Genomic DNA, 18669 nt, shown 5'->3' with positions numbered 1-18669 from the left:
ATGGGCGCCGCACGCTAGGGGGCGGGGAAGGCTCCGGTCAAGGCGCGGTCGGCGCCGGCTCCTGACCCAGGAACCGCGCGTCACACGCCGCCATCCAGGCGTCGCGGACGCCCTGCCGGGGCATGTCCACGCCGAACACGGCCAGTTGCGCCACCCACACTTCGGACAGCGACTGCACCGTGCCCTGCAACCAGCCCGGCGGCTGCTGCCGCGACCAATTCAGGGGCGAGACGGCGTTGAACACCAGCAGGAAGGCCGCGGTCACGAAGATCGTCCGGCTTGTCCAGCGCCGGTCGCGGGCCGCGACGCCTTCATCGTCCAACGGCGGAGCGGGCGGAAAGGCGAACCGCCCCAGCGCCGCCAGCCGGTTCTCGCGCGTCGGCAGGTCGTGGGCGTCGGCGTTCTGATTCCAGTCGCTGTAGGGATCGCCCGGCCCCGGCGGCAGGCTCTCGTACAGCGGCGGGAAGGGCGATTCCGGCCGGTGAACCGGAAACGGCTGAAGCGGGATATCGGGAGGATCGCGCTCGTCGGTCATTTCGGGTCCAACGCCTCAGAACTGGAAATAGATAAAGGGGGCCACGCCGTCCGGACGCACCGCCTCGATGAGCAGGAAGGCGGCCCCGAGCAGCAGGCCCAGGGTCAGAGACGGCGCCGCCTTGAGCCGCTCGGCCATGCCCTCGATGGCGCGTGGCGGCAGCCAGTGCATGGCCAGACCGCCGACGATGAGGGTCAGCAGCAGCGGCGTCAGCGCCGTGACCGGCCCGATCCGCCCCAGCCCCTGCAGCATGGCCATGGCCAGATCGAAATTCTCGGCCCGGAACAGGATCCAGCCAAGGCAGACAATGTGGAAGGTGACCAGCACCCCGACCACCGTCGGCACAACCTTGCGATCGCCGAACGCCGCCCGGCCCAGCCGTTCGATCACCTGAACCCCGCCGTGCAGGGCGCCCCAGGCCAGAAAGGTCCAGGCCGCTCCGTGCCACAGCCCGCCCAGCACCATGGTGATGAAGACGTTGATGCAGGACGAGATCAGCCCCTTCCGCCCGCCCCCCAGCGGCACATACAGATAGTCCCGCAGCCAGCTGGACAGGCTGATATGCCAGCGCCGCCAGAAACTCTGCATCGACGACGCCCGGTACGGCTGGTCGAAATTGCGCGGGAAGGAATAACCCAGCAGGGCGGCGATCCCGATGGCCATGTCCGAATAGGCCGAGAAGTCGCAATAGATCTGGACCGCATAGCCGTAGACCGCCGCTGCGATGTCGATGCCCCCATAGGCCGACGGATCGAAGAACACCGGATCGACCAGGTTCACCGAAATCTCGGACGCGATGACGGTCTTCTTGAACAGCCCCCACACGATCAGCAGCAGGCCGTGGGTGGCCATCGCCCGCGTCAGCCGCGGGGTCCGGTCGAACTGGGGCAGCAGGTCCGAGGCCCGCACGATCGGTCCCGCCACCAGGTGCGGGAAGAAGCTCATCAGCAGCATGACGTCGAGCAGGCTCTTCGCCGCCGGCGTCTTGCCGCGATGCACGTCCACGACGTAGCTGATCCCCTGGAAGGTGAAGAAGCTGATCCCCACCGGCAGCACGATCTGCAGCAGCGGCAGATCCCGCTCCCAGCCGAACCGCATCAGCAGATCGCCCGCCTGCTCGATGAAGAAGCCATAGTATTTGAAGAAGCCGAGGATCAGCAGATTGGCCGCGACGCCCAGCCCGACCAGCCACGCCTTCTTCGCCCCGGGCTGTCGCGCGATCAGCGCCCCGACGCCCCAGTTCAGCACCGCCGAGCCGATCAGCAGGGCGACGAACCGCCAGTCCCACTGGGCATAGAAGAACCAGCTGGCCAGCAGCAGGAACAGCTTGCGCCGCCCGTTCTCGCGGTCCAGCGACCAGGCGGTGAAATAGACGAACAGGAAGAAGACACCGAAAGCCAGCGTAGGAAACAGCATCTATTCCGCCCCCCCGCGCCGCGCCGACCAGGCCTCATAGGCGGCCATCAGATCGGCGTGCAGCACCCCGCCGATCCAGTCCGCGCCGGCCGAGCTGAAATGCACGCGATCGCGCAACATGAAGGGCTCGTCCCTCGTCGCCAGCCGATCCGCTGAACAGTCGCCGCCCATCCGCCCGTGCCAGTCCCAGAACGCCACACCCGTGTCGGCGGCGACCCGGCGTTGCACGTCCCGCACCACCGCCAGCGACGGCGGCGGCGCCCGGCGCCCGTCCGCGCTGCATCCGTCGACAACGCCGTTGCGCAGGGCGTCCGGCGCGCCGAGGATCATCAGCGAGGCCCCCGGCGCCAGCCGTCGCAGGCGCACGATCTGTCCCCGCAGCAGCGCCTCATAGGCCCGCGCGTCCAGCGCGTCGTCGAACCCTTCATTGGTGCCGAACGCCAGCACGATCAGCGTCGGCCGCCAGGCAGCCAGCTCCCGCGCCACCACCCTCTGGTCACGCGCGGCCAAATCCCTGAGCGTCGCCCCGACCACGCCGAGGTTGGACAACTCAACGCCCGGAGCGATGTTGGTCAGGCGCACGTCATGCAGCGACAGGACGCCATCCAGCGCACGGAGTTCAACCTGTCGCGGGCTCCCGTCGGCGTACAGGGTCGCACAGCGTTCCTCGCCGAAGTCCACGGACCAGCTCTCGTCCTCCGTCGCCACCTCCAGTCGTCCGGGCCCTTCACCGCACAGACCGATGTGCACGAAAGCGGGCGACACCGACTCCCGCCTGAAGGTCAGCGTGCTCCCCGGCTGCACCGTGATCGCCTGCACCCCGGTCAGTCCTACCCCGGCCCGGACGTAGCCCGCATTACCCGCCAGCGGCGCCAGCGTGGTCGTCCATCCGCTCGCCGTCACCTCGACCTGCAAGGGCGCATAGCCATCATAAGGCACGCCGGGCGGCAGCACCCCGCGACCGCCATCGCCGAACCGCGCCTGCAGCGCCGCCCTGAGCTTGCCGGTGATACGGTCGCCCGCGGTATGGCTGTCGCCGATCTGCAGGATATGAACCGGCGCCGGGTCGCTGCCTGTTTCGGCCCGCGCCAAGGCCTCGAACACCCCGGCCAGCGCTTCAGGCTGACACAGGCCGCCCGGGCAGACGGAAGCGCCCGGCGCGAGCGTTTCGGCCGGGCCATAGGGAACCTGGGCCGCCGCCGCGGACGCAAGAAAAGCCGCGACGAGGGCTCCGACGAACCCCCTCATGCTCAGGCGGCTGGCGAGACGGGCGGGGCGGAGGCCGGGATTGCCGCGGCCTGCGGGCGGTCCAGACCGGCGTCACGCTTCAGCCGCGCCGCGACGGGGGCGCTCATGCGCAGATAGCCGGCCATCGACATGTGAATGCCGTCGCCGGCGCGCATCAGCACGCGGCGTCCCCCGGCGGTTGGCAGATAGGCCTCGTAACCGCCCTCGGCGTTCGAGGTCAGGCCCACGGTTTCGATATAGGGCACGCCCAGCGCCCGCATCCGGGCCTCGACCACGCCGTTGATCAGCGTCATCCGGCCGTCGAAACTGTCGCGCTTCATCCGCGGCAGACCGACCCAGTAGACCGCCACGTCGCGGCTGCGCAGCAGGGCGACCAGATCGTCGATCCGCTGGGCATAGGCGGCCTTCCAGCCGTCGGTGCCGAACATGTGCACCACGCCGCCGGTGTCGATGCCCTGGGCGTCATTGGTGCCGAACAGCATCACGGCCACATCGACCGGATGCTCGTCGAGCTGGGCCTGGGTCTTGGCGTGGATGTTCACATAGTCGTAGCGGCTCAGCCCGGTCGAAACCTGCGAGAATTTGGCCACCGAGACGTTCGGCTGGTCCTGCAGGTCGCGATACAGACCGGCGTACAGACCGTCAGCCATGGAGTCCCCGAAGACGCCGATGCGCAGCGGACCCTGGGCCAGCCGCGCGTTCAGCGGCGTCACACGGGCCATGGCGGGTATGGGCGCAGGCGTCGGCGGGGCGGCTACCGGCGCAGGCGTCGGCGGCGCGGAGGCCGCGGCCTTGTCGCCCAGCATGACGGTCGGATTGCGCAGCCACGCCCGACCGTCCGGCGTCAACGCCAGTCCGGCCAGAACGCCGACCACGAAGATCGCCGTCAGTGCATTGACGCCAGCACGCAAAGCCTTTTCCCCGACTGAACCACGTCCAGTCCAACCTTTTACCCTATCGCTGCGATCTGGCCACCTCGCGCCCGTCTCGCGGGAAGAAAAAGGTTAATCCCGAGGGCCCTTAGCCGAACCTTCCTTCGGCCCATCTCGCGGCGAAATATCCGCCCAGCGCCGAGACGGTGGTCAGTGTCGTACCCCACAACAGGTCGATCAGGGTCAGCTTCAACGACCAGACGTTCAGCGTCGCCTGGTTGGTCAGGTCGTAGGTGGCGTAGGCCACGAACCCCAGCACCGCCCCGTTGAGCGCCGCCCGCTGCCACGCCCCTTCGCGCAAGGCCGGCTCGATGGCCAGAAAGACCGTCCCGAAGATGGAGATCAGATAGAAGGCGACCGCCGCCTTCATATCCGGCTTGTCGGCCAGGATCGGACCCAGCACCGGCTTGTACAGTCGGTCGGCCATGGTGGTCAGCCAGACCGCGTCGATCGCCGCGAAGGTCAGACCCGCGCCCAGATAGGCGACGATGTATTTGATCATGTCTTCAGGCCTTTACGCAGGCTTCAGCAGATAGTGATTGACCGCCCAGGTGTTGCCGCCGTCGTTGCCGAACAGCCCGGCCGTGGCAAGATAGAACCGCCGCCAGCGCCTCCTCCACAGGGCCGCGTCCGCGCCGTAGGTCTCGCGCATCAGCTCCATCACCCGGTCGCCGTTGGCGTCCATATTGGCCAGCCAGTGGTCGGCGGTGCGCTGATAGTTAATCCCGTTCCAGGTCCACTCCCGCTCAACCCGGAACAGGTCCGGGAACTGCCGCATAAGGCCCCGGCTGGGCATGACCCCGCCGGTGAAGAAATGCTGGGCGATGAAGTCGCCGCTGTCGGTGTGGTCGAAGCGGTAGGGCGCGTCGCGGTGGGTGAAGATGTGAATGAACATCCGCCCGTCCGGTTTCAACCAGCCATGGGCCCGCGTCAGCAGGGCGCGCCAGTTGGCCATATGCTCGAACATCTCGACCGAGACGATGCGGTCGAAGCCGTCTGTGGCAGCCGGAACGAAGTCGTTCATGTCGCAGGTGATGACCGTCAGATTGGTCAGACCGCGCGCCTCCGCCTGGGCCTCGATGTGCCCGCGTTGGCCATGGCTGTTCGACACGGCGGTGATGGCCGAGTTCGGATACCGCTCCGCCATCCACAGGCTCAGCGAGCCCCAGCCGCAGCCCAGCTCCAGGACCCTCTGACCGTCCATCAGGGCCGCGTGGGCGCAGGTGTCGGCCAGCGCCGCCTCTTCGGCCTGATCCAGCGTCGTGTCGGCGGACGGATAGAGGCAGCAGGAATATTTCAGCCGCGCGCCCAGGCAAATCTCGAAAAACTCAGGCGGCAGCTCATAATGTTGCTCATTGGCCGCCGCTGTGTGTTCGGCGATGGCGCGCAGGGCCATGTCACGGGCGAAGACGGCCTCGTCATGCGGCGCCTCGCGGTCCAGCCGCTTTCGCGCCTCGCTGACCAGACTGTCGATCGCCGGGCGGGCGATAAAATCCGGGAATGGCGCATCTTGCAGCCGGCGTATGGCGACGTTCGTGATGGACATGGGCGCTCCTGGCAGGCCTGACTATCCCACAGCTACGCCGCAGCGTAGCATCCGGATGAACGGCATCCGCCGCGCTGTTTCCGCCGTAGCTCTTCGCAACCACAGTCTGGAGTCGGCATGCCCCCTCATCTCGTCGCGGAGACGCCCGCCTCGTCCGCCGGCCTTCGCATCGCCGTGGTCGGGTCGGGCATATCGGGCCTGTCCTGCGCCTGGCTGCTGTCGCAGGAGCATGACGTCACCCTGTTCGAGGCTGACGATCGGCTGGGCGGCCATTCCAGCACCGTGGATGCGCCGGCGCCGCATGAGCCGGTCGCAGTCGACACCGGCTTCATCGTTTATAACGAGACCAACTATCCCAATCTGACGGCGCTGTTCGCGCATCTGAACGTGCCGACCAAGCCGGCCATGATGTCCTTCGCCGTCTCCATCGACGACGGCGCCTTCGAATACTGCAGCCAGGGTATCGGCGCCCTGTTCGCCCAGAAGCGCAACTACGCCAGTCCCAGATTCTGGCGCATGATCGGCGACCTGCTGCGGTTTCAGAAACAGGCCCCCCGCGATCTGGCGGAGCTGGAACGGACCGGCGAGACGCTCGAAACCTATCTGGTGCGTGGCGGCTACGGCGCCCTGTTCCGCGAAGCGCATCTGCTGCCCCAGGCCGCCGCCATCTGGTCCTGCACCATGGGACAGATGGCTGACTATCCTGCGGCCTCCTTCGTTCGGTTCTACATGAACCACAACCTCCTCAAGGTGGATCTGAGACCGACATGGCGCACGGTGGAGGGCGGCAGCCGCTCCTATGTGACGCGACTGACCGAGGCCTTCCGCGGCCGGGTCGTCACCAGTGCGGGCGTGGTCGGGGTGCTGCGCGGTCTCGACGGCGCGGCGCTGCGGTTCGACGACGGGCGGCTGGAGCGGTTCGACGCCGTGGTGCTGGCGACCCATTCCGACCAGGCCCTGAAGCTGCTGGAAGCGCCGTCAGCGGAAGACCGCCGCCTGCTGGGCGCCATCGGCTATCGGCCCAATCACGTCATCCTGCACCGCGACGCCTCGCTGATGCCCAAACGGCGCAAGGCCTGGGCCGCCTGGACACATCTGGGCTATTCCGACCGCGCGGGCGAAGGCGGCGTGACCTACTGGATGAACGAGCTCCAGTCCCTGCCCGGCCCGCCCCTGTTCGTCAGCCTGAACCCGGCCAAGGCGCCCGACCCGGCACTGGTGATCGGCGAGTGGGACTATGAGCACCCGGTGTTCGACGCCGCCGCCGTCGCCGCCCAGTCCGAGCTCTGGAGCCTGCAAGGCCGCCGCAATATCTGGTTTGCCGGGGCCTGGTTCGGCTCAGGCTTCCACGAGGACGGCCTGCAGGCCGGACTGGCCGTCGCCGAGCAGTTGGGCGGCGTGCGCCGGCCGTGGTCGGTCGAGAATGAAAGCGGGCGGATTCAGATCACCGCCTTGCCTCCGCCGCTGGCAAAGGTGGCGTGACCCTCGCCCCTCAAGCCCTTCCCCCCTTGCGGGGGTGGAGGACGATCGCAGCGCGATCGGCCGACCTGGCCGGCGAAGCCGGTCGGATGGGGGGTGTGTTCTCCGGTCTCGCCCGCCTACGATCCGGCAACATGTATTCGACCATCAAAAGGGGCGCGCTGACCCCCCATCCGTCTCGCTCCGCGAGCCACCTTCCCCCGCAAGGGGGGAAGGACACCGTCAGCGCCCTCTACACGGGCGAGGTCGTGCATCAGCGGTCGCGCACTTTCGACCACCGCCTGCGCTATCGCCTGTGGATGGTGCTGGCCGATCTCGATGAACTGGATGGGCTTCAGGATCGCCTGCGCCTGCTGGGCCGGGCACGCTTCGGCCTGATCAGCCTGAGGGCCGCCGACCACGGCGACCGCTCCGGCCGCCCCCTGCGCGCCCAGGTCGAGGGCCATCTGACCGGTGCCGGCATCGACATCGCCGGCGGGCCGATCCGGCTGCTGACGATGCCGCGCATCCTCGGCTACGGCTTCAACCCGATCAGTGTCTTCTTCTGCCACACGCCCGACGGTGCGCTGGCGGCCCTGGTTTATGAGGTCACCAACACCTTCCACGAGCGCCACAGCTATCTCGTCGCTGTTCCGGCAAACCGGACGGGCCCAGTGCGGCAAACCGTCAAAAAGCAGCTGTTTGTCTCGCCCTTTATGGATCGCGACTTGACCTATGATTTTACCGTCCTGCCGCCGGGAGAAGCCGTGTCTGTCATCGTGGCGGTGCGCCGGGGCGATTTGCCCATCCTGACAGCCAGTTTCGCCGGCCAGCGCCGACCCCTGACCGACAGCGAGTTGCTTCGCGCCTTCGTCACCCATCCGCTGCTGACGTGGAAAGTCACTTGGGGCATTCATTGGGAGGCGGTGAAGATGATGATCAAAGGCGCCCGATACCGCCACCGCGGCGCCCCGCCCGAACAGCCGGTGACCGAGGGCTCCGTCCGTTTCTGACGTACACGCACGCTATGGTCGGGGCATGGTGGGTCCGGACGCAGTGGACGCTTCGGACGCTTCGAACGGTGTTTTTTGCCGCTCGCCTTGCCCGTGTCGCATCCCCACGGTACGGACGGACGAGCGCCGCCAATATTCATCAGGTGGTGAAAATATGAGGAAGCGATGCGGAAGATCTTCCCCGACGCGGCGTCCGCTCTCGAGGGCCTGACCTTCGACGGCATGACCGTCATGTCCGGCGGCTTCGGCCTGTGCGGCATCCCCGAACACCTGATCGCCGCCCTGCGCGACAGCGGGGTCAAGGACCTGACCGTCATCTCCAACAACGCGGGCGTCGACGGCTTCGGCCTCGGTCAGCTGCTGGGCACCCGCCAGATCGCCAAGATGATCTCGTCCTACGTCGGCGAGAACAAGGAGTTCGAGCGCCAGTATCTGGCCGGAGAGCTCCAGCTCGAGTTCAACCCGCAGGGCACCCTCGCCGAACGCATCCGCGCCGGCGGCGCCGGCATCCCGGCCTTCTTCACCGCCACCGGCGTCGGCACGCTTGTCGCCGAGGGTAAGGAAGTCCGCAACTTCGGCGGCCGCGACTATGTCATGGAGACCGGCCTCGTCGCCGACCTGTCGATCGTCAAGGCGTGGAAGGCTGACGGCCGCGGCAATCTCCAGTTCCGCAAGACCGCCCGCAACTTCAATCCGATGATGGCTACGGCCGGCAAGGTCACCGTCGTCGAGGTCGAGCACATCGTGCCGACGGGGACCTTCGACCCCGACCAGATCCACACCCCGGGCATCTACGTCGATCGCATCGTCCTGACCGTGCCCGAGAAGCGCATCGAACAGCGCACGGTCCGGGCCCGCGAGAGCGACTGAATAGGGGGTAGGGTGTCGGGTATGGGGTGTGAAAGGTGACAGCGCCGCTCAAATCCTACCGGGAACTGACCGTCTGGCGTGACGGCATCGCCCTTGCTAAGGCGTGCTACCTCGTCACCCGAGAGTTCCCGAAGGACGAGTTGTTCGGCCTGACCTCCCAGATCAGACGCTCTGCGGTGTCAGTCCCGGCCAACATTGCCGAAGGATACGGGAGAGGCTCGCGCAACGACTACGTCAGACACCTGATGATCGCGCAGGGATCGCTCAAGGAACTGGAAACACACCTGATCATCGCTACGGAAGTCGGTCACACCCCAAGCCGAGATAGACCCGGTGCTGGGCCGATGTGATCAACTGGGCCGAGGCCTCGGGGTCCTCATCCGATCACTCCGCGCGCGCGACGCCGCCGACAGCTGAACCCCACACTCCGAGCCCAGACTTCTCGAACACCCCACACCCCATCCCCCACACCCGGATCATCCTCATGCCCCGCACCCGCGAACAACTGGCCGAACGCGCCGCCCGCGAGCTCCAGGACGGCTTCTACGTCAACCTGGGCATCGGCATTCCGACCCTGGTCGCCAACTATATTCCGCACGGCATGGAGGTCACCCTCCAGTCCGAGAACGGCATGCTCGGCATGGGCCCCTTTCCCTATGAGGACGAGGTCGACGCCGACCTGATCAACGCCGGCAAACAGACCATCACCGAGATCGCCGAAAGCAGCTATTTCAGCTCGGCCGACAGTTTCGCGATGATCCGCGGCGGCCACATCAACCTGTCCATCCTCGGCGCCATGGAGGTGGCCGAGAACGGCGACATCGCCAACTGGATGATCCCTGGCAAACTGGTGAAAGGCATGGGCGGGGCCATGGACCTGGTCGCCGGCGTCAAGCGCGTGGTCGTGGTCATGGATCACGCCAACAAGCACGGCCAGTCCAAGGTGCTGAAATCCTGCACCCTGCCCCTGACCGGCACGGGCGTGGTCAGCCGGGTCATCACCGACCTCTGCGTCTTCGACGTCAAGCCGGACGGTGCGGGCCTGGAGCTGATCGAACTGGCCGAGGGCGTCACCCTCGAAGAGGTCGCAAGCAAAACCGAGGCGACCTACTCTATCGCGCCCGGCGTCGGCTGACCCGCGTCAGGCGTTGGCGAACAGGGTCCCGAGCGCCGCCAGCGCCTGCTCGGCCTCGGCGCGGTCCGGCGTCTCGTCCGCCACGCCATAGCCGACCATCTGGTTGCGGCCGTTGGCCTGGATGACGATGCCGTCGGCCCGCGGCACCATGCCGATCCCCCGATAGAAGAGCCCGTAGGTCACCTCGGGCTGCGGCGGCAGCCAGGCGATCTGGCCCCGGACCGGTATGATGCTTTCGTCCCGGAACAGGGCGCGCGCGCCATAGCCTGTGCAGTTCACCACCACCGGCTCGGCCAGGTCCGCCAGTTCAGAGGGATGATAGAACGTCCGCTGCACGATGCGCCCGCCCTCCATCAGGAAAGCTTCCGTCAGCTGCCGCGCGTACTCGGCCACATTGAAGGTCATGATCGGCCCGACGCTCGCCGTCGGCACGCGGAAGGGATGCTCGTCCGGCCGCAGTTCGCGCGATCGGGGCGTCAGGCCCGCCAGACGGTCGCCGTAGCGGGCGAACCCCACCCGACCCGGTGTCGGCGCCGGCCCGACCGCGCCGCCGGCCCCAGGCGCGTCTTCCAGATTGTACTGGTCGATGAACCGCACCGGGTCGCCATCCAGGCCGACAAAGGCGTGATGATCGACCCACGACCGCCGCGCCATCGCTTCCCAACGCGCCGGAAAGTCCGCTGACACAGCGGCGGCGGCGGCGATCCGCGAATCGGGCGACCAGACGCCGGTGGCCCGGGCCGAGCGCGTATAGGGGGTCCGTTCGGCGGCGTAGATGGTGACCTGGGCGCCGGCCCTCAACGTCTGCAGCGCCGAGGTAAGGCCCAGCGCGCCACAGCCGATCACGGCCACCTGCCGCTGGCCGCCCTCAAGCGCCAACTCGCGGGCCACGGCCGCTGATCCCCACGCCAGGGACCAGCCCGATCCGCCGTGGCCGTAGTTGTGAACCACCCGCTTGTCGCCGACCGTCTCGGTCTCGATGCGCGGCCCCTGGGCCCGAAACGGCCTGAGGCAGACAGTGATGCGACTCAGCCGGCCCGGATCGGTCAGCAAGGGGGCCAAGGCTTTGGGCTGGAAGACGGGCCGCGTCGCCGTCGGCGTGACCACGGGCGCCGAGGCGCAGCTTGTGAGTCCGGCGGAGGCGAGGCCGGCCAGTACCATTCGGCGGTGCAACTGAACGTCCAGTGTGGTTCTCCCGTCGCGCCAGCCCCAAGCCGGTATCATCGGGCGTCAGGCCGGGCAATGTGAGGCGCCCTTTCCCTCGTGGGAACCTGCACCGTTGCCGCCGGGCTCAAGTCGTAGTCATACTCGATCCCGGCGGGCGGAAAGACCCGTGCTCAAGCAGCCCGCGACCGCGTCGCGGGCGGTAGCGCGTATTGGGAGTAGTGTGATGGCCGACGGCGCCTATCGCTGGCAGGGCAACTGGCCTGCGCCCGACGCCGCGCGCGTCGCCGAAATCGCCGCGGCCTGGGACGATGCGCAGGTCGACGCCTTCGCCGAACCCGCCCGGGCCGCCGCCGTAGAGCGCATCGAACGCGCGCTGGCCGCCGCCCGAACCGGCGATCTGGCGGAAGCCTCAGCCCAGCTGACCCACGCCCGCTCGGTGCTGGACGGTCTTGACCCGGGCGCGCTGGAGCCCCGCAAAGGGCTCGCGGGCCTGTTTGACGGTCGGGACGCCCGGCTGAAACGTTTCCGCGACACATGGAGCCGCGCCGCCGCCGGTCTGGCCGACACCGCGAACGAGCTGTCGGGCCGCATCGAAGGCACCAGTCAGCGCTCCGGCGTGCTCGACAAGGCCTGGACCGAGATCAGGGACGCGCTCGCCGATCTCGACGCCCACCTCGCCGCAGCCGCCGCCCGTCTTTCAGGTCATGCCCCGAACGAGGGCGACGCGCCGCATCCGCTGGTCGCACGTCGGGCCACCCTGGACGCCTGCCGCGCCGCCGCCCTGCAATCCCTGCCGCTGATCCGCAGCGCCCAGAACGCCGACGCCCGCGCCGCGGAGTCGCTGAAGGCCTGTGCCGACGGCGTCGCCTCGTGGCGCGAGGACTGGAAGGAGGCGCTCGGACTGGCCGGCAAGCGGCCGAAGTCGGTCCGCCCCGACCGCGAGCGCATGGGCCGCGTGCGCGACGACCTCAAGGCCCGCATCGACCGGGCGCTCACCGAACTAAGCGCCTCGCGCAGCCGCCGCGCCGATGTCGAGAGCCGGATGGCGGAACTGCGCCGGCCCCTCTAGTCAGCCCGCGCTGGCGTCGGTCCAGGCGACGATCTGGGTGTTCAGGTCCCGCGTGGCCAGATCGAAGGCCTCAACGATCGACGACACGCGATTGGCCGCCGCAGGCTGTTCGACGGTGAAGACCCGTTCCGCCGAGACCGTGCGCTCCGGAAGCACCAGCAGGCGGGCCCGGGCGGTGATCACGATGGTGGGCGTCGCCCCCGGCGCGTCATAACGGGCCTCGAACGAGCGGATGTCGATATCCAGCGACCGCTCGCCCCGCGTCAGCTCGCGCGGACCGATCAGACGCACCCGCCTTGCTTGGGCGGCGAAGGCGTTCTCGATGCTTTCCATATAGAGGTCCGACGCGGGTGAGACCCAACGGGCCCCTGCGATGTAGGCCGTCTCCGTGCCGGTAACACCCAGCAGCTTGTCGCCTTCGACCGCTTCCGGGAACTCGACCCGACGCAGGGTGACCTGGGTCGGTCTGGCCAGGACCGGGATCGCTGACGATGACACCGGGATTGCGCCGAAGCGATAGGTCTGCACTGGATCAGGCGACGACAGCAGGGCGCAGGCTGAGAGGGCCATGAGGGCCACGGTCGCCGCGATCGGGCGGATCAGTGAAAAGCGGTTCACGGCTGGACCTCCATTTCCTTGGTCGGCGCACGGCCGATGAAGTCGCGTGGACTGGACCGGACCTCGTCGACCAGCCCCTCCAGCGACCGGGTCGCGTCCTCCAGCGCCTGGATCGACTGCTGCAGTTGCGGCAGGCCGGTGGTGGCGAACTCGTTCAGCGGCGCTTCCACATTGGTCGCAGTGCGGTTGATCGAGGCTACCGCCGATCGCGCCTCTTGCGCCGCGGCATTGATGTTGGCCACGGCCTCGCGCCCGTCTCCCTCGATGATGCCGCGGGTGCTGACCGCCAGCGCTTCGAACTCGGCCACCGCCGAATTGGCCTTGGTCAGAGCCTGTTCCAGCTGTTCCAGCATGCCCTTGCGGGCCTCCAATTCGGTGGTCAACGCTTCGACGTTTTTCAGGCTGGTAGAGAAGGAGCGGACATTGTCGTCCGACAGGACCCGGTTGATCCGGTTCAGCGCGTCCACCGTCTGGGCCAGCACGGTCCCGGAGCCGCTGAGCAGCTCCGCGATCGGCGACGGCTGGCTCTGGATCACCGGCACCACATTGGCGGGATACTGGGTCTTGAGGATGGCGCTCTGCGGGTTTCCGGCGGTGATCTGGATATAGTTCAGCCCGGTGATGCCCTGCGGCTCCAGCTGGGCCCGCGAGGTGACGCGGACCGGCGTGGTCGCATCGACGCGGATTCGGGCGATGACCTGATCACCCTTTTCGGGGTCGAGATTCAGGTCGGTGACCTCGCCCACGCGGATGCCGTTGAAATGCACCTCGCCGCCCTCCGACAGCCCGCGCACCGGTCCATAAAAGACGATGTCGTAGACGTCGTAGTCATTGTTGAACTGCAGGCGGGCCAGCCAGATGGAGAACACCGCCAGCGCCGCCAGAAGGGCGATGGTGGCGATGCCGACGGCGGCGTAGTGGGCGTCTCTTTCCATCTCTCCGCTCTCCTCAGGCGGTTTTCTTGCCGGCGCGACCGCGCGGGCCGAGGAAGTATTCCCGGATCCACGGATGGTCCGACTGCTCCAGTTCCTGGACAGGAGCCTTGGCCACGATCCGCTTGTCCGCCACGACCGCCACCTTGTCGGTGATGGCGTAGAGGCTGTCGAGGTCGTGGGTGATCATGAACACGGTCAGGCCGAGATCGTTCGATAGCTGCCGGATCAGGTCGTCGAAGGCCGCCGCGGCGATCGGGTCCAGCCCCGCCGTCGGCTCGTCGAGGAACAGCAGCTCCGGATCCAGGGCCAGCGCCCGGGCCAGGCCGACCCGCTTGCGCATCCCGCCCGACAGCTCGGCCGGCTTCAGATGGTGGGCCTCGGGTTTCAGCCCGACCATGGCGATCTTCATCTCGGCCAGTTCCCGGATCACGTCCACGGACAGACCAGTGTGCTCGACCAGGGGCGAGGCGACATTGTCGATAACGCTCAACGAAGAGAACAGCGCGCCCTGCTGAAACAGGATACCCGTCCGGCGTTCGATGTCGGCTTCATCGGCGGTCGTCATGGTCGCGCGGTCGTAGCCGAGGATGCTGATCGCGCCGCCCTCGGGCTCCTTCAGGCCGATGATCGAATTCAGCAGCACCGTCTTGCCGGTGCCCGATCCCCCGACGACGCCCAGCACCTCGCCGCGCTCGAGATCCAGATCGAGGCCTTCGTGGATCGTCCGGTCCCCGAACTGGCTCAACAGGCCGCGAACCTCGATCAGGCGCTCGGGCTGGGCGGCCGGTAGGGATTTCCGGTGGGCGGCGGTCACAGGTTCAGCTCCAGGAAGATCAGGGCGAACACCGCGTCCAGGACGATGATGGCGAAGATAGCCTGCACCACTGCCGCCGTGACCCGGCGGCCCAGGCTCTCGACATCGCCCGCGACCGCCATGCCCTGGCGGCAACCGATGGCGGCGATGACGACGGCGAAGACGGGCGCCTTGGCCAGGCCGACCATCAGATGGGTGCCCATGTTCGGGTCTTCGCTGATGCGCTGGATGAAGAAGGCGGGGCCGTAGCTGAGCTGGCTCCAGGTCACCAGAAGTCCGCCGAACAGGCCCGCCACCATGCCGATGAAGGTCAGCAGCGGCAGCATGACGATCATGGCCGCCAACCGGGGAATGACCAGGGCCTGGAAGGGATTGACGCCCATCACCTGCATGGCGTCGACCTCCTGGTTCATCCGCATCGAACCGATCTCGGCTGCGAATGACGAGGAGGAACGGCCGGCCAGCAGGATCGAGGTGATCACCACCGCCAATTCTCTCACCACCGACACCGCCACCAGTTGGACCGTGAACACCGCCGCGCCCAGCTGGGTCAGCAGGCTGGCTCCCAGAAAGGCGATCACCGCGCCGATGAAGAAGTTCGTTGTGGCGATGATCGGGATGGCGTCCAGCCCAGCCCGTTCACCCTGGCTGAACCACGCCGCCCAGCGGATCCGGCCCGGTCGCATGGCTGATCCGACGGCGACCACCAGCCGGCCCAGGAAGGCCATCGACAGGGTCGCTTCGTCTAGAATGTCGTGAACGCCACGCCCGACCTTGCCGAAAGTACGTACCCAACCAGGCGAACGGGGAGGCGGACCGGCGCTTTCGCGCTCCAGCTTCTCGACCATGGCATAGGTGCGCCCGGCCTCTGGCCGCTGGGTCCAGGCCGACGGAGGCAGCACGCAGTTGGCGGCCTGGACGATCGCCAGGGCGCCCGCCGTGTCGAACCGGCCCATATCGGTCAGATCGACCACATCGACGCCCCGCTCCTGCAGTTCGTCGTCCAGACGACGGGAAATCCGGCCCAATTCGGTCGCCGTCCAGTCGCCCGTCAGCCGAAGGGTCAGCCCCGGCCCGCCGTCCTCGATCTGGAAATCCGCCGCGGCCATGACCCTACCTAAATCGCCCTGTCTGATTTGCCTACGCCGGCCGAACGGCAAAGCTGGGACGGACTTCAAAACGCGGCCCAGCCGTATTCGTTCAGCCACGGTTTCACGAGTCTACAGTTCAGAGCAAAGCCCGGACGCGTTTCAGGTCTTCTACGAAGCGGCGGCGTTCGACGATCCGGGCTGCTTCATCCCGCAACCGCAGGAGGTAGGCCGGATGCACGGTCGCCACGACATGGGCGCCGTCGAGCTGGGTCAGTATCTCTCCGCGCTCCTGCGTGAGGGCGACCTTCCGGTTCAGCACGCCCAGAGCAGCGGTCGCACCCAAGGTCAGGATCACCTTGGGCATCGTTAGACGACGCTCCGCGTCGAGCCACCAACGGCAGGCGCTGATCTCGCTGACGAGCGGCGTCTTGTGGATGCGCCGCTTGCCCCGCGGTTCGTGCTTGAAATGCTTCACCGCATTGGTGACGAACGCGTCTTCCCGGTCGATACCCGCCGCGCTCAACGCCTCGTCCAGCACCTGACCTGCGGGTCCGACGAAGGGCTTTCCGACCAGATCCTCCTGATCGCCCGGCTGTTCCCCGACGATCATCAGGCGCGCCTTCCTCGCTCCGGAGCCGCAAACACCCTGGGTCGCATCCCGCCACAGCGGGCATCGGCGGCAGGCCTGAACCGCCTGTCCGAGTTCTTCCAGCGACGAAGGGATGAAACCTTCATCGAAAGCATGGTCGCGGTTTATGCGCGACAGCGTCTTCGCCAGCCGGAGGTTGGGCTCGGACGCCGGCGCCGCGACCATGGTCTCGGTCCGGGCGGACGACTGCGCGGTCAGTTCCCGGATCAGCGCCGCCTCGGGCAGGTTGTTCCAGTACCGCTTGGGCATTTCGCCCTGCATGGTCTTCAGCTTGAGCCGCGCCGGGTTGAAGGTGGAGGCATAGTAGGTCTTCCAGAATTCCTCGAACTCGTCTTCCGACGGAGCCATGTCGCGGGTCGCGGGCGGCCCGAAGGCCAGCGCTTCGCCGTCCCAGATCGCCGATCCTTCCGGCGTCAGGATGGACCAGCGCATGGTCGGGAAGCGGCGCTTGAAGAACGGCGATGTCCGTTCAAGCACCCGATGGGCGGGTTCGAACCATGCCACCCAGCGCTCGCCATCTACCGCTTCGATCCTTCGAAAGCGCACGAAGGCCTTCATCTTGTGGCTGGCCCGGCTGACGTTTTTGGCCCGCTCCATCGCGTCGGCGACGTCGGGGTCAGTGACGACGCGGATCAGGTCGGGTTCGACCCTCAACCGCCAGAGCAACCGGTACAGTAGGTCAAACCTATCCTCCGACCGATGCAGGACGACGGATTGCGCCAGATCGATGAAGCCTCGTGGCGTGTGAAAGGACGCGTCTACCGGGGGCACGGGAAGGCCGTGGTCGAACAGGCCCGGAACGCTCCGTCCAACCCGGAAAGCCGCTTCTCCCGGCGCGATCCCCGCCAGACGAAAGGTCCGCGCAGCCGCACGCCAGCCGTCGAAATCGGTCTCGCTGGCCAGCGTCGCTACGCGCATTCAAAACAGGTTCAACTGCACCGGCTGGACGACCGGCGTCATCCGGGCACGCAGGTCGGCGGCGTCGGTGAGGCCGCCCGGCGTCCAGTCGAGGGCGGTAATGAAGGGCCGGACCTTGTGGATGCCCCGGCACAGACGCCCGATGTCCTCGAGCCGTAGAGTGCGCCAGCGCCGGACCTGCACGATGCGGTTCACCGACTTCACGCCAAGCCCGGGCACCCGCAGCAACATCTCGCGCGCACCCGTGTTCACGTCGACCGGAAATTGCGCCCGGCTGTTGAGCGCCCAGGCCAGTTTGGGGTCAATGTTCAGGTCAAGCATGCCGTCATTGGCGGCGTCGCCGATCTCGGCTGGTGAAAATCCGTAGAAGCGCATCAGCCAATCCGCCTGGTACAGTCGGTGCTCGCGCATCAGCGGCGGTTTCGACAGGGGGAGGGCGCTGGATGAATCCGGTATCGGGCTGAAGGCGGAATAATAGACCCGGCGCAGGCCGTATCCCGCGTAGAGCGAGGCGCTTCGATCAACGATCTCTGTATCGGACGCGCCGTCCGCGCCGATGATCAACTGGGTGCTTTGGCCCGCTGGCGCGAACTTCGGCGGCTTCGCCTTGTCCTTCTTCGCCGGACGCGCCGCCTCGACCTTCAGACGCACCCGGCCCATCGCCTGTTTGATAACGCCAACGTCCTTCTGCGGCGCCAGCCGCTTCAACGCTTCATCGCGCGGCAGTTCGATGTTGGCTGACAGCCGGTCAGCGTAGAGGCCAGCCTCCTCGACCAGCCGCGGATCCGCCTCCGGAATCAGCTTGAGATGGATGTAGCCGCGGAAGTCGTGTTCCTCCCTCAGCTTCTTCGCGACGAGAACCAGCTGCTCCATCGTGTAGTCGCCCGAACGGATGATGCCCGAGGAGAGGAACAGACCTTCGATATAGTTCCGCTTGTAGAAATTCAGCGTCAGTTCGACGACCTCGTCTACGCTGAACCGGGCTCGCTGAACGTTCGAGGACGCCCGGTTAATGCAGTAGACGCAGTCGTAGATGCAGAAATTGGTCAGCAATATCTTGAGCAGCGACACGCAGCGGCCGTCCGGTGTGTAGGCGTGGCAGATCCCCATGCCTTCGGTCGAGCCCACGCCCTTTCCGCCGATCGAGTCCCGCTTCGACGTGCCGGAAGACGCGCAGGAAGCGTCATATTTTGCGGCGTCCGCCAGGACGGCGAGCTTGCTGCGGAGATTCAGAACGGTCATCCGTTCACTTTAT

The 18669-nt window shown here is 67.2% G+C and carries 19 protein-coding genes; 6 read left to right on the top strand and 13 right to left on the bottom strand.

Going from position 1 to position 18669, the window contains the following annotated elements; translation table 11 throughout:
- Positions 1 to 37: 37 nt before the first annotated feature.
- The 6 genes from Q8K49_RS13250 to Q8K49_RS13225 form a co-directional block, all read right to left on the bottom strand.
- Positions 38 to 535, bottom strand: a complete 498-nt coding sequence (locus Q8K49_RS13250; protein WP_305306557.1) for a hypothetical protein — start codon at positions 533 to 535, stop codon at positions 38 to 40.
- Positions 536 to 550: 15 nt separating this feature from the next.
- On the bottom strand, positions 551 to 1951 hold the full coding sequence (locus Q8K49_RS13245; RefSeq protein WP_305306556.1) for an MBOAT family protein: 1401 nt from the start codon (positions 1949 to 1951) through the stop codon (positions 551 to 553).
- Complete coding sequence (locus tag Q8K49_RS13240) at positions 1952 to 3199, bottom strand: GDSL-type esterase/lipase family protein (RefSeq protein ID WP_305306555.1); 1248 nt, start codon at positions 3197 to 3199, stop codon at positions 1952 to 1954.
- Positions 3200 to 3201: 2 nt separating this feature from the next.
- On the bottom strand, positions 3202 to 4110 hold the full coding sequence (locus Q8K49_RS13235; RefSeq protein ID WP_305306554.1) for a DUF459 domain-containing protein: 909 nt from the start codon (positions 4108 to 4110) through the stop codon (positions 3202 to 3204).
- Positions 4111 to 4219: 109 nt separating this feature from the next.
- Positions 4220 to 4633, bottom strand: coding sequence for a DUF2177 family protein (locus tag Q8K49_RS13230; protein ID WP_305306553.1), 414 nt, complete (start codon positions 4631 to 4633; stop codon positions 4220 to 4222).
- Positions 4634 to 4645: 12 nt separating this feature from the next.
- Positions 4646 to 5677, bottom strand: coding sequence for a cyclopropane-fatty-acyl-phospholipid synthase family protein (locus Q8K49_RS13225; protein WP_305306552.1), 1032 nt, complete (start codon positions 5675 to 5677; stop codon positions 4646 to 4648).
- A gap of 117 nt (positions 5678 to 5794) precedes the next feature.
- On the opposite strand from Q8K49_RS13225, the gene Q8K49_RS13220 reads away from it, so the two are divergent.
- The 5 genes from Q8K49_RS13220 (at position 5795) to Q8K49_RS13200 (ending at position 10153) form a co-directional block, all read left to right on the top strand.
- On the top strand, positions 5795 to 7159 hold the full coding sequence (locus Q8K49_RS13220) for an NAD(P)/FAD-dependent oxidoreductase (protein ID WP_305306551.1): 1365 nt from the start codon (positions 5795 to 5797) through the stop codon (positions 7157 to 7159).
- Between the two features lie 131 nt (positions 7160 to 7290).
- A complete protein-coding gene (locus Q8K49_RS13215; RefSeq protein ID WP_305306550.1) occupies positions 7291 to 8148 on the top strand; it encodes a DUF1365 domain-containing protein in 858 nt (285 codons plus the stop codon).
- A 165-nt stretch (positions 8149 to 8313) separates the two neighbouring features.
- Positions 8314 to 9018 (top strand): CoA transferase subunit A, encoded by a 705-nt coding sequence (locus tag Q8K49_RS13210; RefSeq protein ID WP_305306549.1) that lies wholly within the window; start codon positions 8314 to 8316, stop codon positions 9016 to 9018.
- A gap of 35 nt (positions 9019 to 9053) precedes the next feature.
- Positions 9054 to 9368 (top strand): four helix bundle protein, encoded by a 315-nt coding sequence (locus Q8K49_RS13205; protein ID WP_305306548.1) that lies wholly within the window; start codon positions 9054 to 9056, stop codon positions 9366 to 9368.
- A gap of 134 nt (positions 9369 to 9502) precedes the next feature.
- On the top strand, positions 9503 to 10153 hold the full coding sequence (locus Q8K49_RS13200; protein WP_305306547.1) for a 3-oxoacid CoA-transferase subunit B: 651 nt from the start codon (positions 9503 to 9505) through the stop codon (positions 10151 to 10153).
- Between the two features lie 6 nt (positions 10154 to 10159).
- On the opposite strand, the gene Q8K49_RS13195 is transcribed toward Q8K49_RS13200, so the two are convergent.
- Positions 10160 to 11326, bottom strand: a complete 1167-nt coding sequence (locus Q8K49_RS13195) for an FAD-dependent oxidoreductase (RefSeq protein ID WP_305306546.1) — start codon at positions 11324 to 11326, stop codon at positions 10160 to 10162.
- Between the two features lie 217 nt (positions 11327 to 11543).
- Between Q8K49_RS13195 and Q8K49_RS13190 the strand changes: the two genes are divergently transcribed.
- Positions 11544 to 12389: a hypothetical protein gene (locus Q8K49_RS13190; RefSeq protein ID WP_305306545.1), complete on the top strand. Its 846-nt coding sequence runs from the start codon at positions 11544 to 11546 to the stop codon at positions 12387 to 12389.
- On the opposite strand, the gene Q8K49_RS13185 is transcribed toward Q8K49_RS13190, so the two are convergent.
- The 6 genes from Q8K49_RS13185 to Q8K49_RS13160 form a co-directional block, all read right to left on the bottom strand.
- The gene (locus Q8K49_RS13185) at positions 12390 to 13007 is read right to left on the bottom strand and encodes an ABC-type transport auxiliary lipoprotein family protein (RefSeq protein ID WP_305306544.1); all 618 of its coding nucleotides are present in this window, start codon (positions 13005 to 13007) and stop codon (positions 12390 to 12392) included.
- Entirely contained in the window at positions 13004 to 13942 is a 939-nt protein-coding gene (locus Q8K49_RS13180) for an MlaD family protein (RefSeq protein WP_305306543.1), read from the bottom strand. The genes Q8K49_RS13185 and Q8K49_RS13180 overlap by 4 nt, the downstream gene beginning before the upstream one ends.
- A 13-nt stretch (positions 13943 to 13955) precedes the next feature.
- Positions 13956 to 14756, bottom strand: a complete 801-nt coding sequence (locus Q8K49_RS13175) for an ABC transporter ATP-binding protein (protein ID WP_305306542.1) — start codon at positions 14754 to 14756, stop codon at positions 13956 to 13958.
- Complete coding sequence (locus Q8K49_RS13170) at positions 14753 to 15865, bottom strand: ABC transporter permease (protein ID WP_305306541.1); 1113 nt, start codon at positions 15863 to 15865, stop codon at positions 14753 to 14755. The genes Q8K49_RS13175 and Q8K49_RS13170 overlap by 4 nt, the downstream gene beginning before the upstream one ends.
- A gap of 118 nt (positions 15866 to 15983) precedes the next feature.
- Positions 15984 to 17414 (bottom strand): UdgX family uracil-DNA binding protein, encoded by a 1431-nt coding sequence (locus Q8K49_RS13165; RefSeq protein ID WP_305306540.1) that lies wholly within the window; start codon positions 17412 to 17414, stop codon positions 15984 to 15986.
- Entirely contained in the window at positions 17415 to 18656 is a 1242-nt protein-coding gene (locus Q8K49_RS13160) for a putative DNA modification/repair radical SAM protein (protein ID WP_305306539.1), read from the bottom strand.
- Between the last annotated feature and the right edge of the window lie 13 nt (positions 18657 to 18669).

The sequence above is a fragment of the Brevundimonas sp. genome, assembly GCF_030682035.1.
Taxonomy (GTDB): Bacteria; Pseudomonadota; Alphaproteobacteria; order Caulobacterales; family Caulobacteraceae; genus Brevundimonas.
The sequence above is the reverse complement of the archived record's forward strand: the minus strand, read 5'-3'. Positions and strand labels throughout refer to the sequence as shown.

Excerpts from the sequence above, each read along its gene's own strand:
- Q8K49_RS13250 (WP_305306557.1), bottom strand. The coding sequence starts at position 535 with ATGACCGACGAGCGCGATCCTCCCGATATCCCGCTTCAGCCGTTTCCG.
- Q8K49_RS13245 (WP_305306556.1), bottom strand. The coding sequence starts at position 1,951 with ATGCTGTTTCCTACGCTGGCTTTCGGTGTCTTCTTCCTGTTCGTCTAT.
- Q8K49_RS13240 (WP_305306555.1), bottom strand. The coding sequence starts at position 3,199 with ATGAGGGGGTTCGTCGGAGCCCTCGTCGCGGCTTTTCTTGCGTCCGCG.
- Q8K49_RS13230 (WP_305306553.1), bottom strand. The coding sequence starts at position 4,633 with ATGATCAAATACATCGTCGCCTATCTGGGCGCGGGTCTGACCTTCGCG.
- Q8K49_RS13225 (WP_305306552.1), bottom strand. The coding sequence starts at position 5,677 with ATGTCCATCACGAACGTCGCCATACGCCGGCTGCAAGATGCGCCATTC.
- Q8K49_RS13220 (WP_305306551.1), top strand. The coding sequence starts at position 5,795 with ATGCCCCCTCATCTCGTCGCGGAGACGCCCGCCTCGTCCGCCGGCCTT.
- Q8K49_RS13215 (WP_305306550.1), top strand. The coding sequence starts at position 7,291 with ATGTATTCGACCATCAAAAGGGGCGCGCTGACCCCCCATCCGTCTCGC.
- Q8K49_RS13210 (WP_305306549.1), top strand. The coding sequence starts at position 8,314 with ATGCGGAAGATCTTCCCCGACGCGGCGTCCGCTCTCGAGGGCCTGACC.
- Q8K49_RS13200 (WP_305306547.1), top strand. The coding sequence starts at position 9,503 with ATGCCCCGCACCCGCGAACAACTGGCCGAACGCGCCGCCCGCGAGCTC.
- Q8K49_RS13190 (WP_305306545.1), top strand. The coding sequence starts at position 11,544 with ATGGCCGACGGCGCCTATCGCTGGCAGGGCAACTGGCCTGCGCCCGAC.
- Q8K49_RS13180 (WP_305306543.1), bottom strand. The coding sequence starts at position 13,942 with ATGGAAAGAGACGCCCACTACGCCGCCGTCGGCATCGCCACCATCGCC.
- Q8K49_RS13170 (WP_305306541.1), bottom strand. The coding sequence starts at position 15,865 with ATGGCCGCGGCGGATTTCCAGATCGAGGACGGCGGGCCGGGGCTGACC.
- Q8K49_RS13165 (WP_305306540.1), bottom strand. The coding sequence starts at position 17,414 with ATGCGCGTAGCGACGCTGGCCAGCGAGACCGATTTCGACGGCTGGCGT.
- Q8K49_RS13160 (WP_305306539.1), bottom strand. The coding sequence starts at position 18,656 with ATGACCGTTCTGAATCTCCGCAGCAAGCTCGCCGTCCTGGCGGACGCC.